The organism is Mesorhizobium sp. L-2-11, assembly GCF_016756595.1.
Classification (GTDB): domain Bacteria; phylum Pseudomonadota; class Alphaproteobacteria; order Rhizobiales; family Rhizobiaceae; genus Mesorhizobium.
Genome location: NZ_AP023257.1, coordinates 796,092 through 820,072, shown reverse-complemented (window position 1 = coordinate 820,072; position 23,981 = coordinate 796,092). Strand labels below are relative to the sequence as shown.

Sequence of the window (23,981 nt, the reverse complement as noted above, 5' to 3'; positions counted from 1 at the left end):
CAGTTGGCTACACGGTAAAAGTTTCACCGCAACGTGACTTCCCGTTGACTGCCGCTTCTGCCACATATTTCGCCAACCAGAACAAAGCCGGCCATCACCGGCGGGAGTCGAAACGGCCATGACACCTCGAAGACCATTGCGGCTTGCGGCATTGGCGCTGGCCCTCTCGGCGTTTGCCGGCGCTGGACTTGCTGGCAATGCGCTGGCCGGCGAGGCCGACAAGCTCCGGGCTGATAAAGCCTCGACTGATCAACCCTTGGGCGTGGTCGAGCTCTTCACCAGTCAGGGCTGCAGTTCCTGCCTGCCGGCCGATGCGTTTTTCGCCGAGCTTGCCGCCAAGGAGAACATCGTCGCGCTCGCCTATCATGTCGACTACTGGGATTATCTCGGTTGGAAGGACACGCTGAGCCGCAAGGAGAACACGGAGCGTCAGTATGAGTACATGCGTGCCTTCGGCAGCCGCTCGGTCTATACGCCACAGGCCGTCATCAATGGCCGCAGCCATGTCAACGGCGCCCGCCGCGAGGAAGTCGACGGCGCACTCGCCCGCATGGAAACATCCGGCGAAGGCATGCAGGTCGCCATCAAGGTCAGCCGGACCAGCGACCGCGTCATCATCGACGCCGGCGATGCCGGGAGCGGCCCCAGCGATGCCCATGTCGTCATCGTCTATTTCGACCCGCCGCAGACCATCAAGATCGGCAAGGGCGAGAACACCGGCCGCAGCATGACGTATTGGAACGCCGTCTCCGGCATCCAGACCGCCGGCATGTGGCACGGCAAGGCGCAGCGCTACGAATTGCCGATGAGCGTGGTTGCCAAGAAAGGCGGCTGCGCCGTGCTGCTGCAATCGGTGGGCAAGGACGGCTTGCCGGGTCCCATCCTGGGCGCCGCAATGATCCACAAGCCCTGAACGCCCTCTCCTTCTTCCACAAGGGAAGGGAAGGCGGCGAATCAATAAAAAACCGACGTCAGCTTGCTTCTGACGCCGGTCATTTAGGTATTGGGATCGTCGCACTCGTTTTCTCCAGGGGAGAAACCGAGGTTGGTTCGATCCGACGCAGACCCGTGGGCGGGGGGCTTGGGGTTACGAGCCAGTGCCGGACCGAACCGTCTCAGGCAACACCGGTAAATTCGTCGGAGATTGGGGCTTTAGCGCGGATAAAAGAAGGCAGAATTGTGGCAAAGCATCACCAATTTCAACGCGCGTTTTTATAAACGTGACTGGACACCGCGGAAACGGTGCGCCGCAAGCCTTTACCCAGCCGGGCTTGCAATTCCATGGCGAAAGCGCCAATTTTGATGAGTGTAAGATTCACTCGAAGGGATCGAGGCATGACTGATCACGGCAGTGGGACGGAGGATGGGGACGCATCCGCAATACTGATCCCGCTGCATGAGGCAAGACGTGAACGCCTCGACCAGCCGGTGCGGTTCGACCGGCGTGAATTGGACCAGATCCTGAGGCTTTACGGGCGCATGGTCGCCGCCAATGAATGGCGCGACTACGCCATCGACCATCTTGCCGACCGCGCCGTCTTTTCGGTCTTCCGTCGCACCAGCGAGGTGCCGCTGTTCCAGATCGTCAAGGATCCGAAGCTGGCGCGCCGGCAAGGCGCTTTCGTCGTCATTGCCGCCGGCGGCCGCATCCTCAAGCGCGGCCAGGAACTTGGCCGCGTGCTTGGCGTCTTCGACCGCACGCTGAAGCTGGTCGAGGCCTGACTATTTGTTTTGATTCAGGAATCTCCGTTCCGGCAGTGAGTTGGGATCGGGCGGAACCTGAGACCCGCCATTGATTGGTAGTTGCATGAACACCGTGTCGAGCCAGCGTCCGTGCTTGTAGCCGGAGGCTTCCAGACGGCCCGAATGGCGAAAGCCGAGCTTTTCATGCAGCCGGACCGAGGCACTGTCCGGCCGACCGTCGCCGATCACCGCGATGATCTGGCGGAAGCCCGCCGCCTCGGCCGCCGCGATCAGCCCTTGCATCAGCTTCAGCCCGATGCCATGGCCCTTGGCCTCGGGTGCGACATAGACCGAATCTTCGACGATAAACCGGTACGCAGGCCGCGGCCGGAAGGGGCCGGCATAGGCATAGCCGAGAACGATGCCGTCTTTTTCCGCCACCAGATAGGGAAAGCCGCCCGTTATCAAACTGTCGAAGCGCTCGCCCATCTCGGCACGATCAGGCGGCTCCAGTTCGTAGCTCGCCGTGCCGTGGGTCACCGCATCGGCATAGATGTCGGTGATCCGGTCGAGATCGGTCGAAGCCGCGGGCCGTATCGTGATGTTGCTCATAATTTATGCACGTCAATCATCTGCCGGCCATTTCATCAAAGACCGGAGCAATAGAAAAGGGCGGCCGTTGGGCCGCCCTTTCCAAATTCGCTGGTCCACAGACGCAGGGACCGTCTTTTTAGCGGCGATCGCCCATGAACTGCAGCAGGAACATAAACAGGTTGATGAAGTCGAGATAGAGCCTCAGAGCGCCCATGATCGCCTTGCGGCCGGCGACATCAGTCTCGTCGCCCTCGAAATACATCTGCTTGATGTTCTGGGTGTCGTAGGCGGTCAGCCCTGCGAAGACCAGCACGCCGATCGCCGAAACGGCGAAGGTAAGCGCCGACGACTGCAGGAAGATGTTGATCACACTCGCGATGATCAAACCGACCACCCCCATGATCAGGAACGAACCGAGCCCGGAAAGATCGCGCTTGGTCGTGTAGCCGTAGAGCGACAATCCGCCAAAGGCGGCGGCGGTGGCGAAGAAGGTCTGCGAGATGCTGGCGGTGGTGTAGACCAGGAAGATCGACGACAGCGACAGGCCGACGAGGCCGGCATAGACCCAGAACGTCGTCTGTGCCGCCGAAACGCTCATCGACTGGACACGGAACGACAGGAAGATCACCGCTGCCAGCGGGGCAAAGATCACCAGCCATTTCAGCGGCGAGCCGAAGATCGCGTAGCCGAAGGATGTCAGCATGTCGCCGTTCGGCAGCGTAGCGACCGCCGAAGCCGGATCGGTGGTGGTGGCCAGCATGATCGTTCCGACCGCGACGAGGCCGGTGATGAGGAGGCCAAGCCCCATCAGATTGTAGACCTTGATCATATAGGCGCGCAGGCCCTGGTCGATAGCAGCATCGACGCCGACGCCGGGCACGGCACGCGTCTGATAATTGCGAACGGGTTCAGCCATGGAAATCCTCATATTGCTTCTGCCCCGTCCGGTGTCCGGTCCATTTCGGACCGAGGCGCCGCTGGCGGGGCTCCAGCATGCCTGCGGCGAAATATGATGGTTATCGGCGTCAAGAACAAGACCGTAACCGGGCGTAATGCTTCGTGAAGACACAAAAATCCGGATTTATCGGCCTTCCGAAGCCCAACATTAACAAGATTTAACCAATCCCGGTCGCGTTGAGCTTGCAGTTCCCTCGCAGATCAGAGATTGCGCAGCACCGGCGCCGCCTTGTGGCCGAGCACCCGCCAGGTGCCGGCCAGGCCGATGCCGACCGTGACCAGCAAAGCAAAGAGGATGGTCGCCACCGCCACTTCGGGCATGAAATGCGACGGCAGCGTCATGACGCGCGCGACAACGAACCACGCCGAAATCCCGCCTGCCGCCAGCGCGAAGATCGCGGTGGCGAGGCCGATCAGCATGTATTCCAGCGAAAAGGCCGCGATCAGCGTCTTCCTGGTGGCGCCCAGCGTCTTCAGCACCACCGCATCGTGGATGCGGGCGCGGTTGCCGGCCGCCAACGCCCCGGCCAGCACCAGCACCGAGGCGATCAACGCCACGCCGGCCGCAGCCCTGATCGCGGTGCCGAGTTGCGCCACCAGCCGGTTGACGATGTCGAGCGCGTCCCTGACCCTGACTGTCGTCACCGCGGGAAAGGCACGGGTGACGGCGTTGAGAAGACGGGCATCGTCGGCCGGCGACGCGCCCTTTTCGGTCAGCGTCGCCAGCCAGCTGTGCGGCGCGCCGGCAAATGTGCTGGGCGAGAACACCATGACGAAATTGATGCCCATCGTCTCCCACTCGACCTGGCGGAAATTGGCGATCTTCGCCGTCACGTTGCGGCCAAGCACGTTGACGGTGACGGTATCGCCGAGTTTCAGCCCGATCTCTTTGCCTTCCTCGGCCGAAAACGACACCAATGGCTCGCCGGCATAATCGTCCGGCCACCATGCGCCTTCGGTCAGCGTCGCATTCGCAGGAATTCTGGCCTCATAGGTCAGCCCGCGATCGCCGCGCAGCACCCAGGCCCCTTCCGCCGGCACCTTGACCTTGTCGACGTCGACGCCGTTCAGCGCCATTATGCGGCCGCGCAGCATCGGCACCTTCATCAACGTGCCTTGCGGCGCCTCCCTGCCGACCAGCGCCGAGAACGCTTCGACATCGCTGCTCTGGATGTCGACGAAGAAGAAGTTCGGCGCCCGTTCCGGCAGGCTGCCGGAAATCTGCCGTCTGAGATTGCCGTCGATCAGCGCCAGTGTCACCAGAAGCGTCAGCCCCAGCCCCAGCGACAGCACCACCGATGGCGTCAAGGCGCCCGGCCGATGGATGTTGCCGATGGCCAGCCTGAGCACAGTCGAGCCAACGCGCGGGCTCTTCTTGGCGGCCCACTGCACCAGCGCGCCGACAAGGCGCAGCACCAAAAAAGCAAAAATGGTGGCGCCGACGAAGATCGAGGCGATGTAGCGGTCGCCGGAAAACAGAATGGCCAGCGCCGCCAGCAGCAGCGCGATGCCGAGCGCCGCCGCCATGTAGAGCGGACGCGGAAAACCGCGGCCCTCAAAACCCATTTCACGAAACAGCGCCGTCGCCGGCACGTCGCGCGCCCGGCCGAGCGGCAGCAAGGTGAAAGCCAGCGTCACAAGCAGTCCGAACAGTGCCGCCATGCCGAGTGCGCCGGGATAGAACCCACCTTCCGCCGGCACCGGAATGACCGACTGGAGTACCGCGCTCGCCGCAAACGGCATCAGCGCGCCAAGCACAAGGCCGACCGTGATGCCGAGCCCGGCGATCATCAGGATCTGCACCAGATAGACGGTAAAGACGAAACCGCCCGAAGCCCCCAGGCTCTTGAAGGTGGCGATGACGCCGCGCTTGCCGTCTAGATAGGCGCGCACCGCATTGGCGACGCCGACGCCGCCGACCACCAGCGCCGTCAGCCCGACCAGCGTCAGGAACTGCGAAAACCGTTCGATGTTGGAGGACAACGCCGGTGCTGCGTTGCTGCGCGTGCGGATCGACCAGCCGGACTCGGGAAAATCCTCCGCCGCCTGATCCTGAATGGCTTTTATGCCCGCCTCGCCGGTGCCGCCGGGCAGGCGGACCTTGTAGGCGTTCTCGACCAGGCTGCCGGGCTGGATCAAACCGGAAGCGGCAAGCCCGTCCGTCGAGATCATCAGCCGCGGCGCAAAGCCGAAGCCGTCGGACACCGCGTCCGGTTCGCTGACGAGCCTGGCGCGCAGTTCGAATGTGGCGCTGCCCAGCTTCAGCCGGTCGCCGACCCCAAGGCCCAGCCGCTCGAACAAAAGGTCGGGTGCGGCAGCGCCGAAAACACCGGATTTTTCGCCGAACAATTCCTGCTTCGACAGCGCCGGCTCGGTCTCCAGCGCGCCATAGAGCGGATAGGCTCCATCGACCGCCTTGGCCTCGACCAGCGCCTGATCGGAGCCGTCCTCGAGCCGCGCCATCGAGCGCATGTTGGCGCTGTGCGAGACCGTGCCCAGCCCGTCAAGAAAGACGTGTTCGGCTTGCGTCGCGGCGCGCTGATTGAGCTCGAAACGAAGGTCGCCGCCGAGCAGCGACTGGCCTTCGTTGGCGACGCCGGCGGTAATCGCCCGGGCCACCGAATTGACGCCGCCGATCGCCGCGACGCCAAGCGCAATGCAGGCAAGGAAGATCAGGAAGCCGGACAGCCCACCGCGCATCTCGCGCAGCGAGAAGCGGAAGGCGAGCTTCAGCGTGCGCGACAGCGGCATCAGGCCGGCACCTTGCCGGGCTTTGGTGCTGATTCTGGCGCATCCTCGATCCGGCCCGACCGCATCGACACCTGTCGGGAGCAACGTGCGGCGAGCGCCGGATCGTGGGTGACCAGCACCAGCGTCATGCCGCGCTCGGCCGCTTTGGCGAACAGAAGATCGGCGACCTGCCGTCCCGTTGCCTGGTCCAGATTGCCGGTCGGCTCGTCGGCGATCAGGATGCGCGGCGAAGGCGCCAGCGCCCGGGCGATCGCCACACGCTGCTGTTCGCCGCCGGACAATTCGCCGGGATAGTGAGTGACGCGGTCGCTCAAGCCCACCGCCTCGAGCTCCCGCGCCGCCACCGCGAACGGATCGGCATGGCCGGCTAGTTCCAGCGGCACTGCGACGTTTTCGAGCGCCGTCATGTTGGGAATCAGGTGGAAAGACTGGAAGACGATGCCAATGTTTCGCCCGCGAAACGATGCGATCGTGTCTTCGCTCTTGCCGTTCAGCAATTCGCCGGCGATTCGTACCGTACCCGAATCGACCCTTTCCAGCCCGGCCAAGACCATCAGCAGCGTCGACTTTCCCGAGCCCGACGGACCGATGATGCCGGTCGCCTCGCCACTCGCCACGTCGAGGCTGACGCCTTTCAGCACATGAACGGAAGACGCACCTTCGCCGAGCGTCAGCGAAACATTTTTCAGCGCGATGACGGCTTCTGTCAAAATAAAATCGTCCTATATGGGAGAGGGAGGGCAGAATTCCGCCTACCGCCAGTATAATGTTCTCGGACATATGGGGCCCTGCCGCATGGCTTTCAAACACCGACTTGCCGCAGCCTTCGTCCTTGTCCTCGGAATTTGCGGCGCCATTTCTTCGGCGCGCGCCGAGCCGTTCAAGATCGTCGGTTTCGGCGACAGCCTGATGGCAGGCTTTGGCCTCGGACCGGACGAAGCCTTCACCCGAAAACTGGAGGCAGCACTTCGCGCCAAGGGCCACGATGTGACCGTTGCCAATGCCGGAGTCTCCGGCGATACGTCGAGTGGCGGTCTGTCGCGGCTCGACTGGTCGGTGCCGGACGGCACGCAGCTTGTCATTCTCGAACTGGGTGCCAACGACATGCTGCGCGGCGTTTCTCCCGATATCACCCAGAAAAATCTGGACGCCATGCTGGCGAAGCTGAAGCAGCGCAACATCGCCGTGCTGCTGGCCGGCATGCGCGCCGCCCCCAATCTCGGCGCCGACTACCAGAACGGCTTTGACGCGATCTTCCCGAAACTGGCGGAAAAATACGACGTCCCGCTTTATCCGTTCTTTCTCGACGGCGTCGCCGGCGAACCAGCTTTGCAACTTGAGGACGGCCTGCACCCGAATGCCAAGGGCATCGACCGCATGGTCGAGCGCATACTGCCGGATGTCGAGAAAGCCATTGCCGTGGTTAAGGGCAACTCTTGAAGGGACCGGATTTCGATGAGGCTACGCATTCCACACACGATTTGATTTTAGGCCAGGTGCAACCAACAAACCGCTTGCCCCGCTCGATTTTCGATGATTCGCTAGGGGCAAGAGTTCGATTCGAGGACAGGAGGCTTACCATGCCGCGTCTTTTCACCGCCCTCGAAATACCGCGTGAAGCCGCCCTTTCGCTGTCCCTGCTCCGGGGCGGCCTGCCCGGGGCCCGCTGGATCGACGTCGAGAACTACCATATGACGCTGCGCTTCATTGGCGATGTCGAGGGCCATGTCGCCGACGAGATCGCCAACGCGCTCGACCGTGTCCACCGCCCGTCCTTCGCGCTGACACTGTCCGGCGTCGGCGCCTTCGGCCAAAAGAAACCGCACGCGGTGTGGGCCGGCGTCTCCGCCTCGCCCGATCTTGCGGCGCTGCAAGCCGAGATCGAGCGCATCTGCCAGCGCCTCGGCATCCCCGCCGACCCGCGCAAATTCATGCCGCATGTGACGCTGGCCAGGTTGCGCAATTCGAGCCCGCTCGACGTCGCCCAGTATCTTTCGGCACGCGGTAATTTTTCGACGCTGCCCTTCCGTGTCGGCCGCTTCGTCTTGATGTCGTCGCGCGATTCGGTCGGCGGCGGACCCTATATCGTCGAGGAGGCCTGGCCGCTGTCGGGCACTGATGCCCGTGCCTCGAGCCGCGTCGCCAGCGCCTCCGACGCTTCGCGGATCATGCGGTAGACCGAGGCAAACGCCTCAGGCCCCTGGTGATAGGGGTCCGGCACGTCGCCCACCCTTCCCTCGGCGAACTCGAGGAACAGATGGACACGGTCGCGCATGGCGGCAGGCACCAGCGCTTTAAGATCCCGGAGATTCGATCGGTCCATGGCGAGGATGAGGTCGAAACGCAAAAAATCGTCCGGCATCAGCTTGCGCGCCGTCTGTCCGGAAATGTCGACGCCGTGCCGCTTGGCGATCGAGATCGAGCGCGGGTCGGGTGCCGAGCCGGCTTCCCAGTCGCTGGTCCCGGCCGAATCGAGCAGGATGTCCCGATCGAGGCCGCGCTCCGCCAGGACGGCGCGCAACACGCCCTCCGCCAGCGGCGAGCGGCAGATATTGCCGAGACAGACGAAGAGAATGGATTTTATCGGCTTTGCACTCATCGATCCGGCACTATGCTGAAGACTGCAACCCAGATAGCACGGGAAACGACCATGGCGAGAGAGAAACTGAGCAGTGAGGCGGTCGCCGAGGCGCTGGCCGGGCTCGACGGCTGGTCGCTTGCCAAGGATGGCGGCTCGATCGCGCGCAGCTTCACCTTCAGCGATTTTTCCGAAGCCTTCGCCTTCATGCCCCGCGTCGCCCTGGCGGCGGAGAAGATCGACCATCACCCCGACTGGTCGAACGTCTACAAGACCGTGAACGTGACGCTGAACACCCATGATGCCGGCGGCCTGACCGCGCTCGACTTCGAACTGGCCAGGACGATGAACCGCTATTTCGGTTAGGTCGTTGCAGATCTGTCGAGGCCGTAGCCCGATTTCAGGCCGGGGGAACGGCCGAGCTCTTGTAGTGGAGCGGCGCTTTCACCACATTTTCCGCTGGCAGGCGCGCGTGGAACGCCATGCCCAGCCTGGTTAGGAGAGACTGATGGCGCAAAAATCAGGTTTTGATTTCTTCGGCTTTGGCGGCAAGCCGGGCGACGAGAGCGAAGTGCGCGAGAAGTTCTGGCGCACGGCCAAGCGGGCTGCCCGGCAGATCCCGTTCATGGAAGAGCTGGTCGCCGCCTATTACTGCGCCATGGACAAGAACACGCCGCTGCGCGCCAAGGGCATCCTGGTGGCGGCGCTCGGCTATTTCGTGCTGCCGGCTGACGTCATCCCCGACTTCGTCCTCGGACTGGGCTTTACCGACGACATCGCCGTGCTGACCGCCGCGATCACCACCGTCAAAGCCCATATCACACCGGCGCATCGGCTCGCCGCCAGGCAGGCGATCGCCGACAATAGCTGAGCCGGCGATAAGGCAGAAAAGTCAAACTCTTGCCGCTTTCGTGGCATCCAAGTCGCGAAAGGGACGTTGCAACTGCCGCTTTCGAGCGACGGGCGCAAGGATGGCGGCGGTTTCCTGGGGTGGATGTCCTTTTCCTGAAGGAAGTTCACCGTTTGGTAACCCAGATTAAATCAAAATGAAGCGACGGGCAGGACGCCGAGCCGGCCTGCCTCCGCACCATATATGGGAAAAGCGATGCGCGGATTGATTGCTACAATTTCGAGCCTGGCACTGGTGGCCATGACAGCGCCGGCTCTGGCGCAGTCGGCAACCAAGATCGGCCAGCACAATGCCTGGGGCACCTACAGCTACCAGGCGTCGGGCGGCAAGGTTTGCTATGTGTTGACCGTGCCGACCGACAAGCAGCCGCCGACGCTTGACCATGGCGACATGTTCTTCTTCGTCAGCCAGCGGCCGGGACAGCAAGTGTCCTACGAGCCGCAATTCATCGCCGGCTACAATTTCCAGGAAAACTCCAAGGCCACCGTCACCATCGACGGCAAGAGCTTTTCGATGTTCACCCGGGGCAAGTCGGCCTGGGTCGAGAACGCCGCCGAGGAGCCGGTGCTGATCGCCGCGATGAAGTCAGGCAGCGACATGAAGGTGCAGGCGAAGTCCGGCCGCGGCAACACCACGACCTATGTCTTTTCGCTGAAAGGCATTTCGGCGGCGCTGTCGTCCATCGCCAGATGCAACTAGCCGGCTCTCCCTTCTCCCTTGTGGGAGAAGGAAACCGCCGCACCAATGACTCCGCCGCCAAGCTGTGCTATGCGCCGCGCTTCAGTTCGGGCACGATGCTGTAATCGGCCGTAAATCGCTTATATTGGCGCAACAATGACCCTTTCATTCGACCTCACCGCCGAAGGCGCCCGTGACGCGTCGCGCGCCCGCGCCACGCCGGCCGAAAAACCGTCGCTGATCGGCCTGACCCGGGCCGAGCTTGGCGCTGCCCTTGTTGCATCAGGCATCGTGCCGGAGCGGCAGGCCAGGATGCGCGCCCAGCAGCTCTGGCACTGGATGTATGTGCGCGGCGTCTCCGACTTTGCCGGCATGTTCAACATCTCCAAGGATTTGCGCGCCGAGCTCGACAAGCATTTCACCGTCGCCAGACCCGAGATCGTCGAGGAGCAGATCTCCTCCGACGGCACGCGCAAATGGCTGTTTCGTTTTCCACCGCGCGGCGCCGGCCGGCCGGTCGAGATCGAGACCGTCTACATTCCCGAAGAAGGCCGCGGCACGCTCTGCATCTCGTCGCAGGTCGGCTGCACGCTGACCTGCTCCTTCTGCCACACCGGCACGCAGAAGCTGGTGCGCAATCTGACCGCAGAGGAAATCCTCGCCCAGCTTCTGACCGCCCGCGACCGGCTCGGCGATTTCCCCGACCGCGACACGCCCGATGGCGCGATCGTTCCGGCCGAGGGCCGGAAAGTGTCCAACGTCGTCATGATGGGCATGGGCGAGCCGCTCTACAATTTCGAGGCGGTGAAGAAGGCGCTGCTGATCGCGTCCGACGGCGACGGGCTTTCCCTGTCGAAAAGACGCATCACGCTGTCGACCTCCGGCGTCGTGCCGGAGATCTTCCGCACTGGCGAGGAGATCGGCGTCATGCTGGCGATCTCGCTGCACGCCACCAATGACGATTTGCGCGACCTTTTGGTGCCGATCAACAAGAAATATCCGTTGAAAGAGCTGATCGCCGCCTGCCGCGCCTATCCCGGCCTGTCGAACGCCCGCCGCATCACCTTCGAATATGTGATGCTGAAGGACGTCAACGATTCGATCGAGGACGCCAAGGGGCTGATCAAGCTGCTCAAGGGCATTCCGGCCAAGATCAATCTGATCCCGTTCAATCCGTGGCCGGGCACCAACTACCAGTGCTCGGACTGGGAGACGATCGAGAAATTCGCCGACTACATCAACAATGCCGGCTACGCTTCGCCGATCCGCACGCCGCGCGGCCGCGATATCCTCGCCGCCTGCGGCCAGCTCAAGTCCGAATCCGAGCGCATGCGCAAGGTCGACCGGCTGGCGCTGGAAGCGATGATGATCGCCGGGCACGGCGAGACGTGAACCGCCTTATCGCCTATTTCATTCGCTTCGCCGTCATCCTGATTGGCTATGGCGTCGCCGCACTGGCGGCCAGTGCATTCCTCAACATCACGTTCCTGGCCTCTCTTGGGCTGATGACGGACGAGACGCAGCCGGCAGCGCAGGCCTCGCTGTGGTTTTCCGTTCCCTTCGTTGCGCTGTTCGTCGCCTATTTCGCCTTCATGCCGGCAGCAGTGGCGATTCTCGTCTCGGAAATCCTCGGACGGCGCGACTGGCTGTTTTATGCGCTGGCGGGCGCAGTGGTCGCGGCGGTCTTCCTCGGCTTCGCCCGCCAGACCTCCGATGCGAATTTCGAGATCACCGATCCGCGCGTCGCCGCTGCCGTGATCGGCTGCGGCATGGTCGGCGGCATTTTCTACTGGCTGAGCGCCGGGCGCTCGGCCGGGAGCTGGCGCCAGATCGGACCATGATCCCGAACCGAAGGTCAGCGCAGCAAAAAGTGGAGGCCGGTTTTCGGAAAAGATCATGGTCAAGCAAGAATAGGCCTATTTCGCCTGGGCGGTCAGGATCTTGAGCGCGAAAGCCGAAAACACCCCGGCGAACAGATAGTCGACGACGCGCGTCACCCGCGGGCTGGTCTTCATCGTTGCCGAGAATTTTTCTGCCGCAAAGACCATCGGCGCTGTTACCGGGATCGACAAAACGACGAACATCGCGCCGAGGAAAAACAATTTTCCGGGCGCGTTCGGATCATGCGCGGAGACGAACTGCGGCAGGAAGGTCATGAAGAACAGGATGATCTTCGGGTTGAGCAGATTGACGCCGAGCCCTGCCGCCCAGGCGCGGAACAGCGAAATCTCAGGCCCGCTCTTCTTCTCGGGCGAAAAGGCCGATCCTTTGGTGATCGCTTGCCAGGCTAGGAAGACGAGATAGCCGGCGCCGAACATCTTGAGCGCAAAAAAGGCCGCCGGCGAGGCGACGATCAACGCCGAGATCCCGACCACCACAAGCGTGGTGTGGATCAGCGTGCCGAACAGCGCGCCGGCCATCGAGGCAAAGCCGGTGGCGCGGCCATGGCTCAGCGTGCGCGACACGAACAGCGTCATGTCGGGCCCGGGCGTAATCGCCAAGATCACGGTGGCGATGGCGAACTGGATCAGCGTGGCGGTGTCGGGAATGAAGGACATCTGCGGGCCCTGGATAAAGAAAGCGCAGCCTATAGCGCAGGTACTTTTTAGACGCCAGCTTCTCGCAAGCACGGCGTCTGGTCTAGCGAGACTCCGACAAACAATCGCGCCCAACTCGTGAAGCGAATTGTCAAATGTCGGCGCCGCCCCTCATTGCCCTGCCGGGCATTTCTCCCCGTATAGTGACTGTATAGTGACGGGGAGAAAGGGCTGGCGCAGCCTCAGCGCCGTTCTTGCAGCGTTAGAGATTGGCGAAACCCATGAAGCCGCCCCCTCTCCCCGTCACTATGCGGGGAGAGGATGCCGGCAGGCAGGTGAGGGGCGGTGCAAACGCCCGGAAGGAACGATTGCCCTCCGGAACACTGTTCGTCCCTTGCGCTAGCCGGAACCGGCGTGATACCTCGCCCGCGAAGAACCCTGTCGCGGAACAGCCAAATGTCGAAAGCAAAAGCCGTCAAGAAGGTCGTGCTCGCCTATTCCGGCGGCCTTGATACCTCCATCATCCTGAAATGGCTGCAGACCGAGCTTGGCGCCGAAGTGGTCACCTTCACCGCCGATCTCGGCCAGGGCGGCGAGCTGGAGCCGGCGCGGCGCAAGGCCGAGATGTTGGGCATCAAGGACATCCGCATCGTCGACGTGCGCGAAGAGTTCGTTTCCGACTTCGTCTTCCCGATGTTCCGCGCCAACGCGGTCTATGAAGGCACCTATTTGCTCGGCACCTCGATCGCCCGCCCGCTGATTGCGAAGCACCTGGTCGAGATCGCAAAAGAAACCGGCGCCGATGCGATTGCGCATGGCGCAACCGGCAAGGGCAACGACCAGGTCCGTTTCGAGCTTTCGGCCTATGCGCTCAACCCCGACATCAAGGTCATCGCGCCATGGCGCGACTGGTCATTCAAGTCGCGCACCGACCTGATCAACTTCGCCGAGCAGCACCAGATTCCGGTGCCGAAGGACAAGAAGGGCGAGGCGCCGTTTTCGGTCGACGCCAATCTTCTGCATTCGTCTTCCGAAGGCAAGGTGCTGGAAGATCCGTGGAGCGAACCACCGGAATTCGTCCACCAGCGCACCATCTCGCCGATGGATGCGCCGGACAAGGTCACCGAGATCGAGATCGAATTCCTGAAGGGCGATCCGATCGCGCTCGACGGCAAAAAACTATCGCCGGCGACGATGCTTGCGGCGCTCAACGATCTCGGCCGCGACAACGGTATCGGCCGGCTCGACCTGGTCGAGAACCGTTTCGTTGGCATGAAATCGCGCGGCGTCTACGAGACCCCCGGCGGCACCATCCTGATATCGGCCCACCGGGCGATCGAATCGATCACGCTCGACCGAGGTGCGGCTCACCTCAAGGACGAGTTCATGCCGCGCTACGCCGAGCTGATCTACAACGGCTTCTGGTTCGCGCCCGAGCGGCTGATGCTGCAGGCGATGATCGACAAGAGCCAGGAAGATGTCGAAGGCACGGTGCGGCTGAAACTTTACAAGGGCAACGTCATCGTCACCGGCCGCAAGTCGAAGAAGACGCTCTATTCCGATGCGCTGGTCACCTTCGAGGACGACCGCGGCGCTTACGACCAGAAGGACGCCGAAGGTTTCATCCGCCTCAATGCGCTGAGGTTGCGGACGCTGGCGGCGCGCAATCGTAAAAGCTAACCAGCATATGGGGATGTGGAACCCGGCGAAGGCCGGGTTCTTTATTTGGCTTATCTAATATACCAATAACAAAAGACTGAACCAGACGCTTTCTCGCTTGACCTTTTGGCAAACTTATCCAACTGCTTTTCGCAATAGGCGGGGGATTTGCTGTGAGATTGGGATCTTTAATTTTGCCTGCAATGGTCGGCGCGTTGGCAGGCTGCCAGACCGGACAAGACGTTGTGAAGCAGGATCCCAAGGCAGCATTCGACCGATGCATCGCGCAGGTCTCGACATGGAGCATTACCGCCAAACATGAAGCCACCGCTTTCATAGGTGTTTCCGAAGAACGCATGCCGGCCGTTTTCTGTCGGCGCCTGGTCGACGCGATGCTCAGCGGCCGAATTACTTTATCCGACATAAATAACCTCAAGCTCAACCAATCCACTGACGTCTGGAAGGTCATCAAGGGCAAGTGACAGGCGGTGGCTATGTTGCGAATCGTCGCGCAAATTCCGCTGGTCCTTCTGGTGGGCGTTGCGGCGGCCGGAGCGGAGGAATTCGATCCCACCTCGCTCGACCTCGCTGCGCTGATCGAATGCAGGGCCGACGTGCCGGCCTATAATGGGTTGGCTTTCTGGCTAAGCGGTGAAGCTGGCGCGGCGGAAAAACTTGGCTGGAAGGAAGTTCCCGCCGGCAATCCGTTCCTCAGGCAATACGAGCTGCCGGCCACGGTCCGCGTCTTCGGGTATGAGACGGCATCCATCGTCTTTACCGCGACCGGGCCGTTGGCGGCGCTTGACGGCGTTTCTGCACCGGACCTCGCCCGGGAGCTCGGCATCTCGCCCGAAGTCGCGACGCCGGAAAAATTCCTCGGCGAAAAGATCGTCGTCGAAAGCAGCGAGGAAGCCGACGGCATGACATTTTCCACGCGCATTGGGCTCAATGTCTCGACCGTCGATTCACATCCCGGCAAAGTGCTTGCCGGCTGTTCCTACGCCCTCGATGTGAATTGAGGCCCTGTTCGAGAAACACCCCCGCCTGGCCCATAGCCGGAAGGCACTTCCTCAGCTCAATATCGCCTGAAGAGTATGCGAGGGAACCCATGCGAAAACTGATCTCCACCGGCTCGCCCTTCGAGAAGGCCGCCGGTTATTCGCGCGCCGTGGTACAGGGCGACTGGTGTTTCGTTTCCGGAACGACGGGCTACGACTATGCGACCATGTCGATGCCGGAGACGGTCGAGGCGCAGACGCGCACTTGCCTGGCGACGATCGCCAAGGCGTTGCAGGATGGCGGCTTCGAGATGGCCGATGTGGTGCGGGCGCATTACTACATAACCGACGCGGCTTTCGTCGACATCGTCTTTCCGATCCTGGGCGAGGCCTTTGGCGACATCAGGCCGGCGGCGACGATGATCGTCTGCCAACTCAACAAGCCGGAAATGAAGATCGAGATCGAAGTGACGGCACTTAAGCGCACAGGCTGAGTTCGGAGGCCGTGCAGGAGCTTGTGCGACCTCGTCGGGGGATCGTCAAAGGTGCTCTGAACCAAACGCTTGCGCGCCAGCCGCTTCGCGTTTAGCAAGGCCGCGGCTCACGACAGCGCCGCGCGTGCTTTTGGACGCGCGAAGGACGCTGTAGAATTTTGGTTCTGCGCATGATCCTTTCCGAAATCGCTGCCGATTTCGGAGCCATGCACCACAGTTTAGGACGGCTTTGATGGCTTCGAAAAATCTTCTCCTGCTCGCTGGCGACGGCATCGGCCCCGAGGCGATGGCCGAGGTGAAGAAGCTGATCGCCGCCATGAACGTCAAGCTTGGCAGTGGTTTTATCACCGATGAGGGGCTGGTCGGCGGCTGCGCCTATGACGCGCATTGCGCAGCGATTTCCGATGCCGACATGGCCAAGGCGATGGCCGCCGACGCGGTGCTGTTCGGCGCCGTCGGCGGGCCGAAATGGGATGCGGTGCCTTATGAGGTGCGCCCGGAGGCCGGTCTGCTGCGGCTGCGCAAGGACATGGAGCTGTTCGCCAATCTCAGGCCCGCCATCTGCTATCCGGCGCTGGCGGCGTCCTCCTCGCTCAAGCAGGAGGTGGTCGAGGGGCTCGACATTCTGATCGTCCGCGAACTCACCGGCGGCGTCTATTTCGGCGAGCCGAAGCAGATCATCGATCTCGGCAACGGCCAGAAGCGCGGCATCGACACCCAGGTCTACGACACGTTCGAGATCGAGCGCATTTCGGGCGTCGCTTTCGAGCTGGCGCGGACACGCCGCAACCACGTGACTTCAATGGAAAAGCGCAATGTTATGAAGTCAGGCGTTTTGTGGAACGAAGTCGTCAGCCAGACCCACAAGGCCAGATACGCAGACGTCAAGCTCGATCACATGCTGGCCGACGCCGGCGGCATGCAGCTGGTGCGCTGGCCGAAACAATTCGACGTCATCGTCACCGACAATCTGTTCGGCGACATGCTGTCCGACATCGCCGCCATGCTGACCGGCTCGATCGGCATGCTGCCGTCGGCGTCGCTCGGCGCCCCCGATGCCAGGACGCAGAAGCGCAAGGCGCTCTACGAGCCGGTGCATGGCTCGGCGCCCGACATCGCGGGCAAGGGCATCGCCAACCCGATCGCCATGATCGCCTCCTTCGCCATGTGCATGCGCTACTCCTTCGGCATGGTGGCCGAGGCCGACAAGCTCGAAGGCGCGATCGCCGCCGTGCTCGACCAGGGCTTGCGCACCAGGGATATTCATTCCCCTGGGATGACCGAGGTCGGCACCACTGAGATGGGCGACGCGATCATCGCTAAGTTCCTGGGCTGAGCCTGTGGCGGTCGACGTCCGCCCGGCTTCCAGCCTCTCAAAATCGCTGTGTCGAGCAGCTAGGCCCTGATGCCCGCCGGCACCGGGCCCCACTGATTTTCACGGGCCTGCGTCGGGATCAGCGCGAAGACCAGGATGATCAGCCAGCCGATCGTCGGGATGAACACCACCAGAAAAAGCCAGCCGGTCAGGCCGATGTCGTGCAGGCGACGCACGTTCAGTCCGATCCAAGGCGGGATTGTCGCCAGCACAAACGTGCCGCAAAGACCGACCGTCACTGCCGGCAATTCGTCAGAATTGCCCATGGCGTCGTCGATGAAGAGGCCGACGCCGGCGGCCGCGATCAGCGCGATCGTCCAGAACAGGCAATAGCTCCAATATTCCTTGCGGCGGGCACGGCCAGAGAAATTGAAGTAATTGTCAGTCAGGCCCCGCCAGAAATAATCCCACAATCCGGTAGCCGCGGCGGGACGACTTTCAGCGGACCGGCCGAAATGTTGCGGCGCCCCGGGCGCATTGCCGGTTTGCGTCGGGGCGGCGGTTGCGGCAGGCGGACTGGCAGCTTGGGCACGGATCGAAAAAACGTCGCGAGCCCGCCCGCCGGCCGGCTGGAACTCGATGGCCGTGCCCCTGCCTATCGCCACCTCTCGGCGCAGATCCTCTCGCGCGAAGGTGTAGCGGTTGCCGTCGGCTCCGGTGATGAAACCGAAGCCGTGGTCCTCGTCATAGTGAAGCACTTCGCCGCGCATGTCCTGCCCCTCGTCCCGCTGGTCAGACTGTTCAAAGTTGCGGCAGACCGCAAGGGGTACGGGCGCGGGAGCATCGCTTCAGTTGAAACGACCAATCGTCGAAGTCTGCGCCGCCCCTCATCGCCCTGCCGGGCAGTGACGGGGAGAAGGACGCTGTCATCGCCGGTATCGCCAATGGCGGACGTCGCGGAATGAACGCCAAGGCTGCGGCCAGCGGGCTTCTCCCCGTAAACGGGGAGAAGGTGCCGGCAGGCGGATGAGGGGCGGCGCAGACCTGAATCGATTGCCTTGGCGAAGGACAGCCCATTCCAGGCCATGACAAGCCAACAATGCCGGCAAATCGCTAAGCCGACCGCTTCTTCGATTTCTTGTTCTTGGCGGGTCCGGCCTTGTCGAATTTCGGCTTGCCTGCCTTCCCGGCCCAAGGCTTTGCCTCGGGCGCGGCGGGGCGCTGATCGGCTGACGGTGCGCGCTTCTCGAATTTGGGCGCGTTCTGGTCGAACGTCCGCTTGCCGCGGTGCGGCTTCTTGTCCGGCCGTGGCTCCTGATAGCCGGCCCGCGACAGGTCGGGCGTGCCGTCCAGCCGCTTCACCGTGATGTTGTTCTGCAGCTTGCGGTCGGGCCCGATCGCCTGGAGAAACCGGTCGGCCCAATCCGCCGCGATCTGCACGAAGGTTTCCTCCGGCTGCATCTTGATGGCGCCGATCTCGCGCTTGGAGATGCCGCCGGTCCGGCACAGCATCGGGATCAGCCAGCGCGGCTCGGCATTCTGCCTGCGTCCTACCGACAGCGAGAACCAGACGCTGTCGCCGAAGTCGTCGCGGCGGCTTAGCGCCTCGTCGCGACGGGCAGATCTATCGCCAGAGGGCCTGTCGCTCGACGGCGTGAACGGAGCGACGTCTAGGAGATCCTCAGGCGCCGAGCGGCTGGAGCGGCACAGACGCACGAAGCCGGCGGCCACCTGATCGGGGCCGTGCTGCTCAAGAAGCGCACTGATGAAGCCGCGTTCATCATCCGTCACAGGCTCGCTCAAAACCGGGTCGGCGAGGATGCGCTCTTCGTCGCGGCGCAGCACGTCATCGGCCGAAGGCGGGCTTGCCCATATCGCCGCAAGGCCAGCGCTTTGCAGCAGCCGTTCGGTGCGCCTGCGGGCATTGTTGGGCACGATCAGGGCGCTGACACCCTTGCGTCCCGCCCGTCCGGTCCGCCCGCTTCGGTGCAGAAGCGTCTCCGGATTGGTCGGCAGGTCGGCGTGGATCACCAGTTCGAGGTTGGGCAGGTCGATGCCGCGCGCCGCCACGTCGGTGGCGATGCAGACTTTTGCGCGGCCGTCGCGCATCGCCTGCAGCGCGTGGCTGCGCTCGTTCTGGCTCAGCTCGCCCGAAAGCGCCACCACGGAAAAGTTTCGGTTGTTGAATCGCGCGGTCAGGTGATTGACGGCAGCGCGCGTGTTGCAGAACACCAGTGCGTTCTTCGCCTCGTAATAGCGCAGCACGTTGATGATGGCATTTTCCCGGTCGGCCTGGGCCACGCTCAGCGCCCGGTACTCGATGTCGAGATGCTGCTTTTCCTCGCCGGCAGCCGAGATGCGCACCGCATCGCGCTGGTAGCCCTTGGCCAGCGTGGCGATGGAGCGCGGCACGGTGGCCGAAAACATCAAGGTGCGGCGCTCGGCCGGCGCGGCGTCGAGGATGAATTCCAGATCCTCGCGAAAGCCGAGATCGAGCATCTCGTCGGCCTCGTCCAGCACCACTGCCTTCAGTTCGGACATGTCGAGCGAATTGCGGGTGATGTGGTCGCGCAGTCGGCCGGGCGTGCCGACAACGATATGGGCGCCGCGCTCCAGCGTGCGGCGCTCGGTGCGCATGTCCATGCCGCCGACGCAGGACGCTATCGCTGCGCCGGTCAGTTCGTAGAGCCATTCGAGCTCGCGCGTCACCTGCAAGGCGAGCTCCCGCGTCGGTGCCACGGCCAGCGCCAGCGGTGCTGCGGCGTGGGAAAAGCGCTCGGCGCCGTCGAGAAGGGTCGGCGCCAGAGCCAGCCCGAAGGCTACGGTCTTGCCGGAGCCGGTCTGGGCGGAAACCAGCGCATCGGCTTGCCCGAGCTCGAGAACCGCCTTCTGCACCGGCGTCAGCTCGACATAGCCGCGTTTTTCCAGCGCCTTTGCCAGCGCGGGGACAAGTGCTTCGAAATTGGACATTTCACTCTTTCGGAATTCGGATTCTTTTATGCCCGGCAATGGGGCGGCGAGCGCCAGGAGCGCCACGAGCCAAACGATCCAATCGTTCGTACTTCGCGCCGCCGCCATTGTACAGGGCAAGCCGCCTCGCCGCGTCGCGATTGACTCTTTACGCAAACCGCGTAAAAGCCGGCACCGAATGGGGTAGTTTCGATGCGCGGCCTTTTGATGGCGCTTCTTGCCTTCGACTTCCCCGGCCGCAATGCGAACCATTGGGCCGGGCGTCTCGGCGCGTCTGCTCGTTCCAGCAAAACCACGTTCTTGGCCAAAAAAACCGGTAAAACGGTCTGATTCCCTTGGCCTAACCACCCTCTCCCGGGTCCGGCCCGGGGGTTGAAACCCGCATCGGCCGGCGGGTTTTCTCCAAAAAAACCGAGCGGAGAGGACAGGAGATTTCGATGAGTTTCAAGGTTGCAATCGTCGGCGCCACGGGCAATGTGGGCCGGGAAATGCTCAACATACTGGAAGAGCGCGGCTTTCCGGTGAGCGAGGTGGTGGCGCTGGCCTCGCGGCGCAGCCAGGGCACGGAAGTGTCGTTCGGCGATCGCACGCTGAAGGTCAGGGCGCTCGACCAATATGATTTTTCCGATACCGACATCTGCATCATGTCGGCCGGCGGCAACGTTTCGAAGGAATGGTCGCCGAAGATCGGCAAGCAGGGCTGCGTCGTCATCGATAATTCGTCGGCCTTCCGCTATGACCAGGACGTGCCGCTGATCGTGCCGGAAGTGAACCCGGACGCGATTTCGCTGTTCACGCGCAAGAACATCATCGCCAACCCGAACTGCTCGACGGCGCAGCTGGTCGTGGCGCTGAAGCCGCTGCATGACCTCGCCACCATCAAGCGTGTCGTCGTCGCCACTTATCAATCGGTGTCCGGCGCCGGCAAGGAAGGCATGGACGAACTGTTCACGCAGACCCGCGCGGTGTTCGTCGCCGACCAGGTCGACGTCAAGAAGTTCACCAAGCGCATCGCCTTCAACGTCATCCCGCACATCGACGTCTTCCTCGACGACGGCTTCACCAAGGAAGAGTGGAAGATGGTCGCCGAGACCAAGAAGATGCTCGACCCCAAGATCAAGCTGACGGCGACCTGCGTGCGCGTGCCGGTGTTCATCGGCCATTCGGAAGCGGTCAATATCGAGTTCGAAAAGCCGATCACCGCCGAGGAAGCACGTGAGATCCTGCGCGAAGCGCCGGGCTGCCAGGTTCTCGACAAGCGCGAGGACGGTGGCTACATCACGCCGCTGGACTCGGCCGGCGAGGACGCGACCTTCATCTCGCGCATCCGCGAGGATTCGACCGTCGACAATGGCCTGTCGATGTGGATCGTCTCCGACAATCTGCGCAAGGGCGCGGCACTCAACGCAGTGCAGATCGCGGAGCTGCTGATCGAGCGCGGGCTGATTCAGCCGAAGAAGAAGGCGGCTTAGTCTCGCTCACGGGCCGTATCGCCGCTGCCGCGTCGGGCCCTCCGCGGGGGCGCCGGACGACCGGCGGCCCGCGGTCGCGGGCTCGGCCTTCGGCCATTAGCTCCCTTCTCGCCGCTCACGGGCCGTATCGCCGCTGCCGCGGCGGGCCCTCCGCGGGGGCGCCGGAATGCCGGCGGCCCGCAGTCGCGGGCTCGGCCTTCGGCCGTTAGCTCCCTTCTCCCCGTTCACGGGGGTGAGAAGTGGTCCGCGAAGCGGACGGAAAGCCAATTGCTTGGCTTTTCGAACGACGAACGCCCGTAGCGACAGCGAAGGGCCGGGGTCCCGGCAGGGGGATGAGGGGCCGCACCGGCGTCTCAGATAGGTACCATCGGGCCGGCATCGCTCCTCTGGCTCTGCTCTGCCCTCAAACCGCCAACACGACATCGCCATGTCGCTGGCGGCTGGGCTTATGGGTGTTTTGCATCTCACAATGGAACCGACCAGGATCATTGCCGGTCCCGTGAAAGGGTTTTTTTATGATTGTTCGCCCGCGCCCGGGATTCCTGCATCTGTTCTTCATCATGCGCGGCTCGGTGGTGCCGCGCATCCTGCCGCAGATCTTCGGCTTTGGCATTTATGGCGCACTCGTGTTGCTGGCGGTCAGGGCGCTGGGGCTTGACCTCGGCAATGCCGGGCCCGCGCCGTTCGCCTTGCTCGGGGTGGCGCTGTCGATCTATCTCGGCTTCCGCAACAATGCCGCCTATGACCGCTGGTGGGAGGCGCGCAAGCTATGGGGCCAGCTTGTCTTCGACATTCGCAACCTGGCGCGCGCCAGCACCGGGCTGATCGAGGATCGGGTCGAGCTGCGCGGGCTGTTGATGGAGGCGATCGCCTTCTGCCACTTCTTGCGCGGGCTGCTTCGGCGGGTCGACGCCACGAGCGAAGCACGCGCGTTCATCGGTGAAGAGGCCGAAAGTGCTGCCAGACTGGCCAACCCGCCAGACGCCATGCTGCGGCGGATGGGCGAGCGAGCCGCGGCGTTGTACAGGGCCGGGGCGATCGATGTGATCGGCTATCGCATCCTCGACGAGCGCCTGTCGCAAATCGCTGCAGCGCAGGCAGGCTGCGAGCGCATCATGGGAACACCGCTTCCGTTTGCCTACACGCTGCTGTTGCAGCGCACCGCCTATATCTTCTGCCTGCTGCTGCCGTTTGGGCTGGCCTCGACTGCCGGCTGGGCGACGCCGCTGTTCACGGCGCTGATCGCCTACACCTTTTTCGGTCTCGATGCGCTCTCGGAGGAACTCGAGGACCCGTTCGGCACCGAGGCCAACGATCTCGCCCTCGACGGCCTGTGCCGCGTCTGTGAAATCTCGGTGCTGGAGGCGCTCGGCGAGGCGCCGCCAAAAATGATCCCCGCCGAAAAGTTCTATTTTTCCTAGGGCCGCTTTTTCCTGCGCAATCCCAAGGTGCGCGCGCAGATCCCGTTCAACCGATAGCGGCGACTTCAAGAAGGCCGTTCTATGGCGCTCGCGCCGCGAGAGAGGGCGCTGTCTGCCGCCATCCTTCTTCCTTGTCCTTGGATCAAATTGCCCGGTTACGAGTTAGACCATGTGGGGCGAGGACGGAGAACCCCATTTGGGAGGAGCGACGATGAAGAAACTGGTAGTCCTGATGGTATTGGCAATCTCGCTCGCAGCCTGTTCCCGGACGGAACAGGGCGCCGCGGTCGGTGGGCTGGGGGGCGCTGCTATCGGCGCTGCAGTGGCCGATGACGAAGTTGAAGGTGCGGTGGTCGGTGGTGCCGTCGGCGCCCTCGCCGGCGCACTGATCGGTCGTGCTACCGAACCCGGCCGGTGCCGCTATCGCGATCGCTATGGACGCGTCTACATCGCCCGCTGCCCGGCAGGCTATTGATCGGGCCGCGTCATTAGCTCCGAAGAAATAAAACGGCGGGCAAAGCGCCCGCCGTTCCGTGGGCGATAAAAAGCAGATTATTCGGCGGTCGCGGCTTCCGCCTCGGCCGGCGCGGCTGCCGCGGCGGCAACAGCGGCGGCTGCATCGTCCTGCGCCTTCTTCAGAAGTGCGGCGCGTTCCTGCGCCTTCTTGCCGGGCTCGGCCTTCTTCGGGTTGGAGCGGGCCTCACGCTTGGCGATGCCGGCCTCGTCGAGGAAGCGCAGCACGCGGTCGGTCGGCTGGGCGCCATGCGAGAGCCAATGCTTGACGCGGTCGGCGTCGACCTTGACCCGCTCGCCTTCCTTGGGCAGCAGCGGGTTCCACGAACCGAGCGACTCGATGAAACGGCCGTCGCGCGGCGAACGGGCGTCGGCGACGACGACGTGGTAGTAGGGACGCTTCTTCGAGCCCGCACGGGCCAGTCGGATTTTCAGTGGCATTTTCTTTCTC

27 protein-coding genes are annotated in these 23,981 nt (G+C 63.1%); 18 read left to right on the top strand and 9 right to left on the bottom strand.

All coding sequences use genetic code 11. From position 1 onward, the window contains the following. Nucleotides 1-118: 118 nt before the first annotated feature. On the top strand, nucleotides 119-913 hold the full coding sequence (locus tag JG739_RS03880; RefSeq protein ID WP_202365327.1) for a DUF1223 domain-containing protein: 795 nt from the start codon (nucleotides 119-121) through the stop codon (nucleotides 911-913). A gap of 422 nt (nucleotides 914-1,335) precedes the next feature. Then, nucleotides 1,336-1,722, top strand: coding sequence for a DUF2794 domain-containing protein (locus JG739_RS03875; RefSeq protein ID WP_202365326.1), 387 nt, complete (start codon nucleotides 1,336-1,338; stop codon nucleotides 1,720-1,722). Here the strand turns inward: JG739_RS03875 and JG739_RS03870 are convergent, their stop codons facing one another. The 4 genes from JG739_RS03870 to JG739_RS03855 all read right to left on the bottom strand — a co-directional run bounded on the left by JG739_RS03870 (nucleotide 1,723) and on the right by JG739_RS03855 (nucleotide 6,695). After that, complete coding sequence (locus tag JG739_RS03870) at nucleotides 1,723-2,295, bottom strand: GNAT family N-acetyltransferase (protein WP_202365325.1); 573 nt, start codon at nucleotides 2,293-2,295, stop codon at nucleotides 1,723-1,725. Nucleotides 2,296-2,413: 118 nt separating this feature from the next. Further along, on the bottom strand, nucleotides 2,414-3,193 hold the full coding sequence (locus tag JG739_RS03865; RefSeq protein ID WP_202365324.1) for a Bax inhibitor-1/YccA family protein: 780 nt from the start codon (nucleotides 3,191-3,193) through the stop codon (nucleotides 2,414-2,416). A gap of 242 nt (nucleotides 3,194-3,435) precedes the next feature. After that, nucleotides 3,436-5,985: an ABC transporter permease gene (locus tag JG739_RS03860; RefSeq protein WP_202365323.1), complete on the bottom strand. Its 2,550-nt coding sequence runs from the start codon at nucleotides 5,983-5,985 to the stop codon at nucleotides 3,436-3,438. After that, a complete protein-coding gene (locus JG739_RS03855) occupies nucleotides 5,985-6,695 on the bottom strand; it encodes an ABC transporter ATP-binding protein (protein WP_202365322.1) in 711 nt (236 codons plus the stop codon). Before JG739_RS03855 ends, JG739_RS03860 begins: the two co-directional genes overlap by 1 nt. A gap of 85 nt (nucleotides 6,696-6,780) precedes the next feature. Here JG739_RS03855 and JG739_RS03850 point away from each other — a divergent pair, with 85 nt between their 5' ends. Together JG739_RS03850 and thpR are read left to right on the top strand one after the other, a co-directional pair. Further along, nucleotides 6,781-7,425 (top strand): arylesterase, encoded by a 645-nt coding sequence (locus JG739_RS03850; RefSeq protein ID WP_202365321.1) that lies wholly within the window; start codon nucleotides 6,781-6,783, stop codon nucleotides 7,423-7,425. A 140-nt stretch (nucleotides 7,426-7,565) separates the two neighbouring features. Further along, nucleotides 7,566-8,162, top strand: coding sequence for an RNA 2',3'-cyclic phosphodiesterase (gene thpR, locus JG739_RS03845; RefSeq protein ID WP_202365320.1), 597 nt, complete (start codon nucleotides 7,566-7,568; stop codon nucleotides 8,160-8,162). Here the strand turns inward: thpR and JG739_RS03840 are convergent. After that, complete coding sequence (locus tag JG739_RS03840; protein ID WP_202365319.1) at nucleotides 8,066-8,584, bottom strand: low molecular weight protein-tyrosine-phosphatase; 519 nt, start codon at nucleotides 8,582-8,584, stop codon at nucleotides 8,066-8,068. The two genes, thpR and JG739_RS03840, sit on opposite strands and share 97 nt — an antisense overlap. A gap of 51 nt (nucleotides 8,585-8,635) precedes the next feature. Here JG739_RS03840 and JG739_RS03835 point away from each other — a divergent pair, with 51 nt between their 5' ends. From JG739_RS03835 to JG739_RS03815, 5 genes are all read left to right on the top strand, one after another. Next, nucleotides 8,636-8,929: a 4a-hydroxytetrahydrobiopterin dehydratase gene (locus tag JG739_RS03835; RefSeq protein ID WP_202365318.1), complete on the top strand. Its 294-nt coding sequence runs from the start codon at nucleotides 8,636-8,638 to the stop codon at nucleotides 8,927-8,929. A gap of 142 nt (nucleotides 8,930-9,071) precedes the next feature. Then, on the top strand, nucleotides 9,072-9,434 hold the full coding sequence (locus JG739_RS03830; RefSeq protein ID WP_202365317.1) for a YkvA family protein: 363 nt from the start codon (nucleotides 9,072-9,074) through the stop codon (nucleotides 9,432-9,434). A 234-nt stretch (nucleotides 9,435-9,668) separates the two neighbouring features. Further along, nucleotides 9,669-10,172, top strand: a complete 504-nt coding sequence (locus JG739_RS03825) for an invasion associated locus B family protein (RefSeq protein WP_202365316.1) — start codon at nucleotides 9,669-9,671, stop codon at nucleotides 10,170-10,172. A gap of 135 nt (nucleotides 10,173-10,307) precedes the next feature. Then, nucleotides 10,308-11,543: a 23S rRNA (adenine(2503)-C(2))-methyltransferase RlmN gene (gene rlmN, locus JG739_RS03820; protein ID WP_202365315.1), complete on the top strand. Its 1,236-nt coding sequence runs from the start codon at nucleotides 10,308-10,310 to the stop codon at nucleotides 11,541-11,543. After that, nucleotides 11,540-11,992 carry a hypothetical protein gene (locus tag JG739_RS03815; RefSeq protein WP_202365314.1) on the top strand — a complete coding sequence of 151 codons (453 nt, stop codon included), beginning with the start codon at nucleotides 11,540-11,542 and terminating at the stop codon, nucleotides 11,990-11,992. The genes rlmN and JG739_RS03815 overlap by 4 nt, the downstream gene beginning before the upstream one ends. A 75-nt stretch (nucleotides 11,993-12,067) precedes the next feature. Here the strand turns inward: JG739_RS03815 and JG739_RS03810 are convergent, their stop codons facing one another. Beyond that, the gene (locus JG739_RS03810) at nucleotides 12,068-12,709 is read right to left on the bottom strand and encodes a LysE family translocator (RefSeq protein WP_202365313.1); all 642 of its coding nucleotides are present in this window, start codon (nucleotides 12,707-12,709) and stop codon (nucleotides 12,068-12,070) included. Nucleotides 12,710-13,144: 435 nt separating this feature from the next. Here JG739_RS03810 and JG739_RS03805 point away from each other — a divergent pair, with 435 nt between their 5' ends. The 5 genes from JG739_RS03805 (at nucleotide 13,145) to leuB (ending at nucleotide 17,175) form a co-directional block, all read left to right on the top strand. Next, nucleotides 13,145-14,368 (top strand): argininosuccinate synthase, encoded by a 1,224-nt coding sequence (locus tag JG739_RS03805; protein ID WP_202365312.1) that lies wholly within the window; start codon nucleotides 13,145-13,147, stop codon nucleotides 14,366-14,368. 173 nt (nucleotides 14,369-14,541) lie between these two features. Next, entirely contained in the window at nucleotides 14,542-14,829 is a 288-nt protein-coding gene (locus JG739_RS03800; protein WP_202365311.1) for a hypothetical protein, read from the top strand. A gap of 12 nt (nucleotides 14,830-14,841) precedes the next feature. Further along, the gene (locus JG739_RS03795; protein ID WP_202365310.1) at nucleotides 14,842-15,366 is read left to right on the top strand and encodes a hypothetical protein; all 525 of its coding nucleotides are present in this window, start codon (nucleotides 14,842-14,844) and stop codon (nucleotides 15,364-15,366) included. Between the two features lie 89 nt (nucleotides 15,367-15,455). Further along, entirely contained in the window at nucleotides 15,456-15,839 is a 384-nt protein-coding gene (locus tag JG739_RS03790) for a RidA family protein (protein WP_202365309.1), read from the top strand. 232 nt (nucleotides 15,840-16,071) lie between these two features. Next, entirely contained in the window at nucleotides 16,072-17,175 is a 1,104-nt protein-coding gene (gene leuB, locus JG739_RS03785; RefSeq protein WP_202365308.1) for a 3-isopropylmalate dehydrogenase, read from the top strand. A gap of 59 nt (nucleotides 17,176-17,234) precedes the next feature. Here the strand turns inward: leuB and JG739_RS03780 are convergent, their stop codons facing one another. Continuing rightward, nucleotides 17,235-17,924: a DUF805 domain-containing protein gene (locus JG739_RS03780; protein WP_202365307.1), complete on the bottom strand. Its 690-nt coding sequence runs from the start codon at nucleotides 17,922-17,924 to the stop codon at nucleotides 17,235-17,237. 343 nt (nucleotides 17,925-18,267) lie between these two features. Continuing rightward, a complete protein-coding gene (locus JG739_RS03775) occupies nucleotides 18,268-20,124 on the bottom strand; it encodes a DEAD/DEAH box helicase (RefSeq protein WP_202365306.1) in 1,857 nt (618 codons plus the stop codon). 192 nt (nucleotides 20,125-20,316) lie between these two features. Here JG739_RS03775 and JG739_RS03770 point away from each other — a divergent pair, with 192 nt between their 5' ends. The 4 genes from JG739_RS03770 to JG739_RS03755 all read left to right on the top strand — a co-directional run bounded on the left by JG739_RS03770 (nucleotide 20,317) and on the right by JG739_RS03755 (nucleotide 23,492). Then, the gene (locus JG739_RS03770) at nucleotides 20,317-20,454 is read left to right on the top strand and encodes a hypothetical protein (protein ID WP_202365305.1); all 138 of its coding nucleotides are present in this window, start codon (nucleotides 20,317-20,319) and stop codon (nucleotides 20,452-20,454) included. A 107-nt stretch (nucleotides 20,455-20,561) separates the two neighbouring features. Then, a complete protein-coding gene (locus tag JG739_RS03765) occupies nucleotides 20,562-21,596 on the top strand; it encodes an aspartate-semialdehyde dehydrogenase (RefSeq protein WP_091592145.1) in 1,035 nt (344 codons plus the stop codon). A 515-nt stretch (nucleotides 21,597-22,111) separates the two neighbouring features. Further along, nucleotides 22,112-23,017 carry a bestrophin family protein gene (locus JG739_RS03760; RefSeq protein ID WP_202365304.1) on the top strand — a complete coding sequence of 302 codons (906 nt, stop codon included), beginning with the start codon at nucleotides 22,112-22,114 and terminating at the stop codon, nucleotides 23,015-23,017. Nucleotides 23,018-23,228: 211 nt separating this feature from the next. Then, nucleotides 23,229-23,492, top strand: a complete 264-nt coding sequence (locus JG739_RS03755; RefSeq protein WP_202365303.1) for a YMGG-like glycine zipper-containing protein — start codon at nucleotides 23,229-23,231, stop codon at nucleotides 23,490-23,492. 77 nt (nucleotides 23,493-23,569) lie between these two features. On the opposite strand, the gene rpsP is transcribed toward JG739_RS03755, so the two are convergent. Next, nucleotides 23,570-23,971, bottom strand: a complete 402-nt coding sequence (gene rpsP / locus JG739_RS03750) for a 30S ribosomal protein S16 (protein WP_202365302.1) — start codon at nucleotides 23,969-23,971, stop codon at nucleotides 23,570-23,572. Between the last annotated feature and the right edge of the window lie 10 nt (nucleotides 23,972-23,981).

Bases quoted from the DNA above. Each gene is read 5' to 3' on its own strand.
- JG739_RS03880 (WP_202365327.1), top strand. From the start codon at position 119: ATGACACCTCGAAGACCATTGCGGCTTGCGGCATTGGCGCTGGCCCTC.
- JG739_RS03875 (WP_202365326.1), top strand. From the start codon at position 1,336: ATGACTGATCACGGCAGTGGGACGGAGGATGGGGACGCATCCGCAATA.
- JG739_RS03870 (WP_202365325.1), bottom strand. From the start codon at position 2,295: ATGAGCAACATCACGATACGGCCCGCGGCTTCGACCGATCTCGACCGG.
- JG739_RS03865 (WP_202365324.1), bottom strand. From the start codon at position 3,193: ATGGCTGAACCCGTTCGCAATTATCAGACGCGTGCCGTGCCCGGCGTC.
- JG739_RS03860 (WP_202365323.1), bottom strand. From the start codon at position 5,985: ATGCCGCTGTCGCGCACGCTGAAGCTCGCCTTCCGCTTCTCGCTGCGC.
- JG739_RS03850 (WP_202365321.1), top strand. From the start codon at position 6,781: ATGGCTTTCAAACACCGACTTGCCGCAGCCTTCGTCCTTGTCCTCGGA.
- thpR (WP_202365320.1), top strand. From the start codon at position 7,566: ATGCCGCGTCTTTTCACCGCCCTCGAAATACCGCGTGAAGCCGCCCTT.
- JG739_RS03840 (WP_202365319.1), bottom strand. From the start codon at position 8,584: ATGAGTGCAAAGCCGATAAAATCCATTCTCTTCGTCTGTCTCGGCAAT.
- JG739_RS03835 (WP_202365318.1), top strand. From the start codon at position 8,636: ATGGCGAGAGAGAAACTGAGCAGTGAGGCGGTCGCCGAGGCGCTGGCC.
- JG739_RS03830 (WP_202365317.1), top strand. From the start codon at position 9,072: ATGGCGCAAAAATCAGGTTTTGATTTCTTCGGCTTTGGCGGCAAGCCG.
- JG739_RS03825 (WP_202365316.1), top strand. From the start codon at position 9,669: ATGCGCGGATTGATTGCTACAATTTCGAGCCTGGCACTGGTGGCCATG.
- rlmN (WP_202365315.1), top strand. From the start codon at position 10,308: ATGACCCTTTCATTCGACCTCACCGCCGAAGGCGCCCGTGACGCGTCG.
- JG739_RS03810 (WP_202365313.1), bottom strand. From the start codon at position 12,709: ATGTCCTTCATTCCCGACACCGCCACGCTGATCCAGTTCGCCATCGCC.
- JG739_RS03805 (WP_202365312.1), top strand. From the start codon at position 13,145: ATGTCGAAAGCAAAAGCCGTCAAGAAGGTCGTGCTCGCCTATTCCGGC.
- JG739_RS03795 (WP_202365310.1), top strand. From the start codon at position 14,842: ATGTTGCGAATCGTCGCGCAAATTCCGCTGGTCCTTCTGGTGGGCGTT.
- JG739_RS03790 (WP_202365309.1), top strand. From the start codon at position 15,456: ATGCGAAAACTGATCTCCACCGGCTCGCCCTTCGAGAAGGCCGCCGGT.
- leuB (WP_202365308.1), top strand. From the start codon at position 16,072: ATGGCTTCGAAAAATCTTCTCCTGCTCGCTGGCGACGGCATCGGCCCC.
- JG739_RS03780 (WP_202365307.1), bottom strand. From the start codon at position 17,924: ATGCGCGGCGAAGTGCTTCACTATGACGAGGACCACGGCTTCGGTTTC.
- JG739_RS03775 (WP_202365306.1), bottom strand. From the start codon at position 20,124: ATGTCCAATTTCGAAGCACTTGTCCCCGCGCTGGCAAAGGCGCTGGAA.
- JG739_RS03770 (WP_202365305.1), top strand. From the start codon at position 20,317: ATGCGCGGCCTTTTGATGGCGCTTCTTGCCTTCGACTTCCCCGGCCGC.
- JG739_RS03765 (WP_091592145.1), top strand. From the start codon at position 20,562: ATGAGTTTCAAGGTTGCAATCGTCGGCGCCACGGGCAATGTGGGCCGG.
- JG739_RS03760 (WP_202365304.1), top strand. From the start codon at position 22,112: ATGATTGTTCGCCCGCGCCCGGGATTCCTGCATCTGTTCTTCATCATG.
- JG739_RS03755 (WP_202365303.1), top strand. From the start codon at position 23,229: ATGAAGAAACTGGTAGTCCTGATGGTATTGGCAATCTCGCTCGCAGCC.
- rpsP (WP_202365302.1), bottom strand. From the start codon at position 23,971: ATGCCACTGAAAATCCGACTGGCCCGTGCGGGCTCGAAGAAGCGTCCC.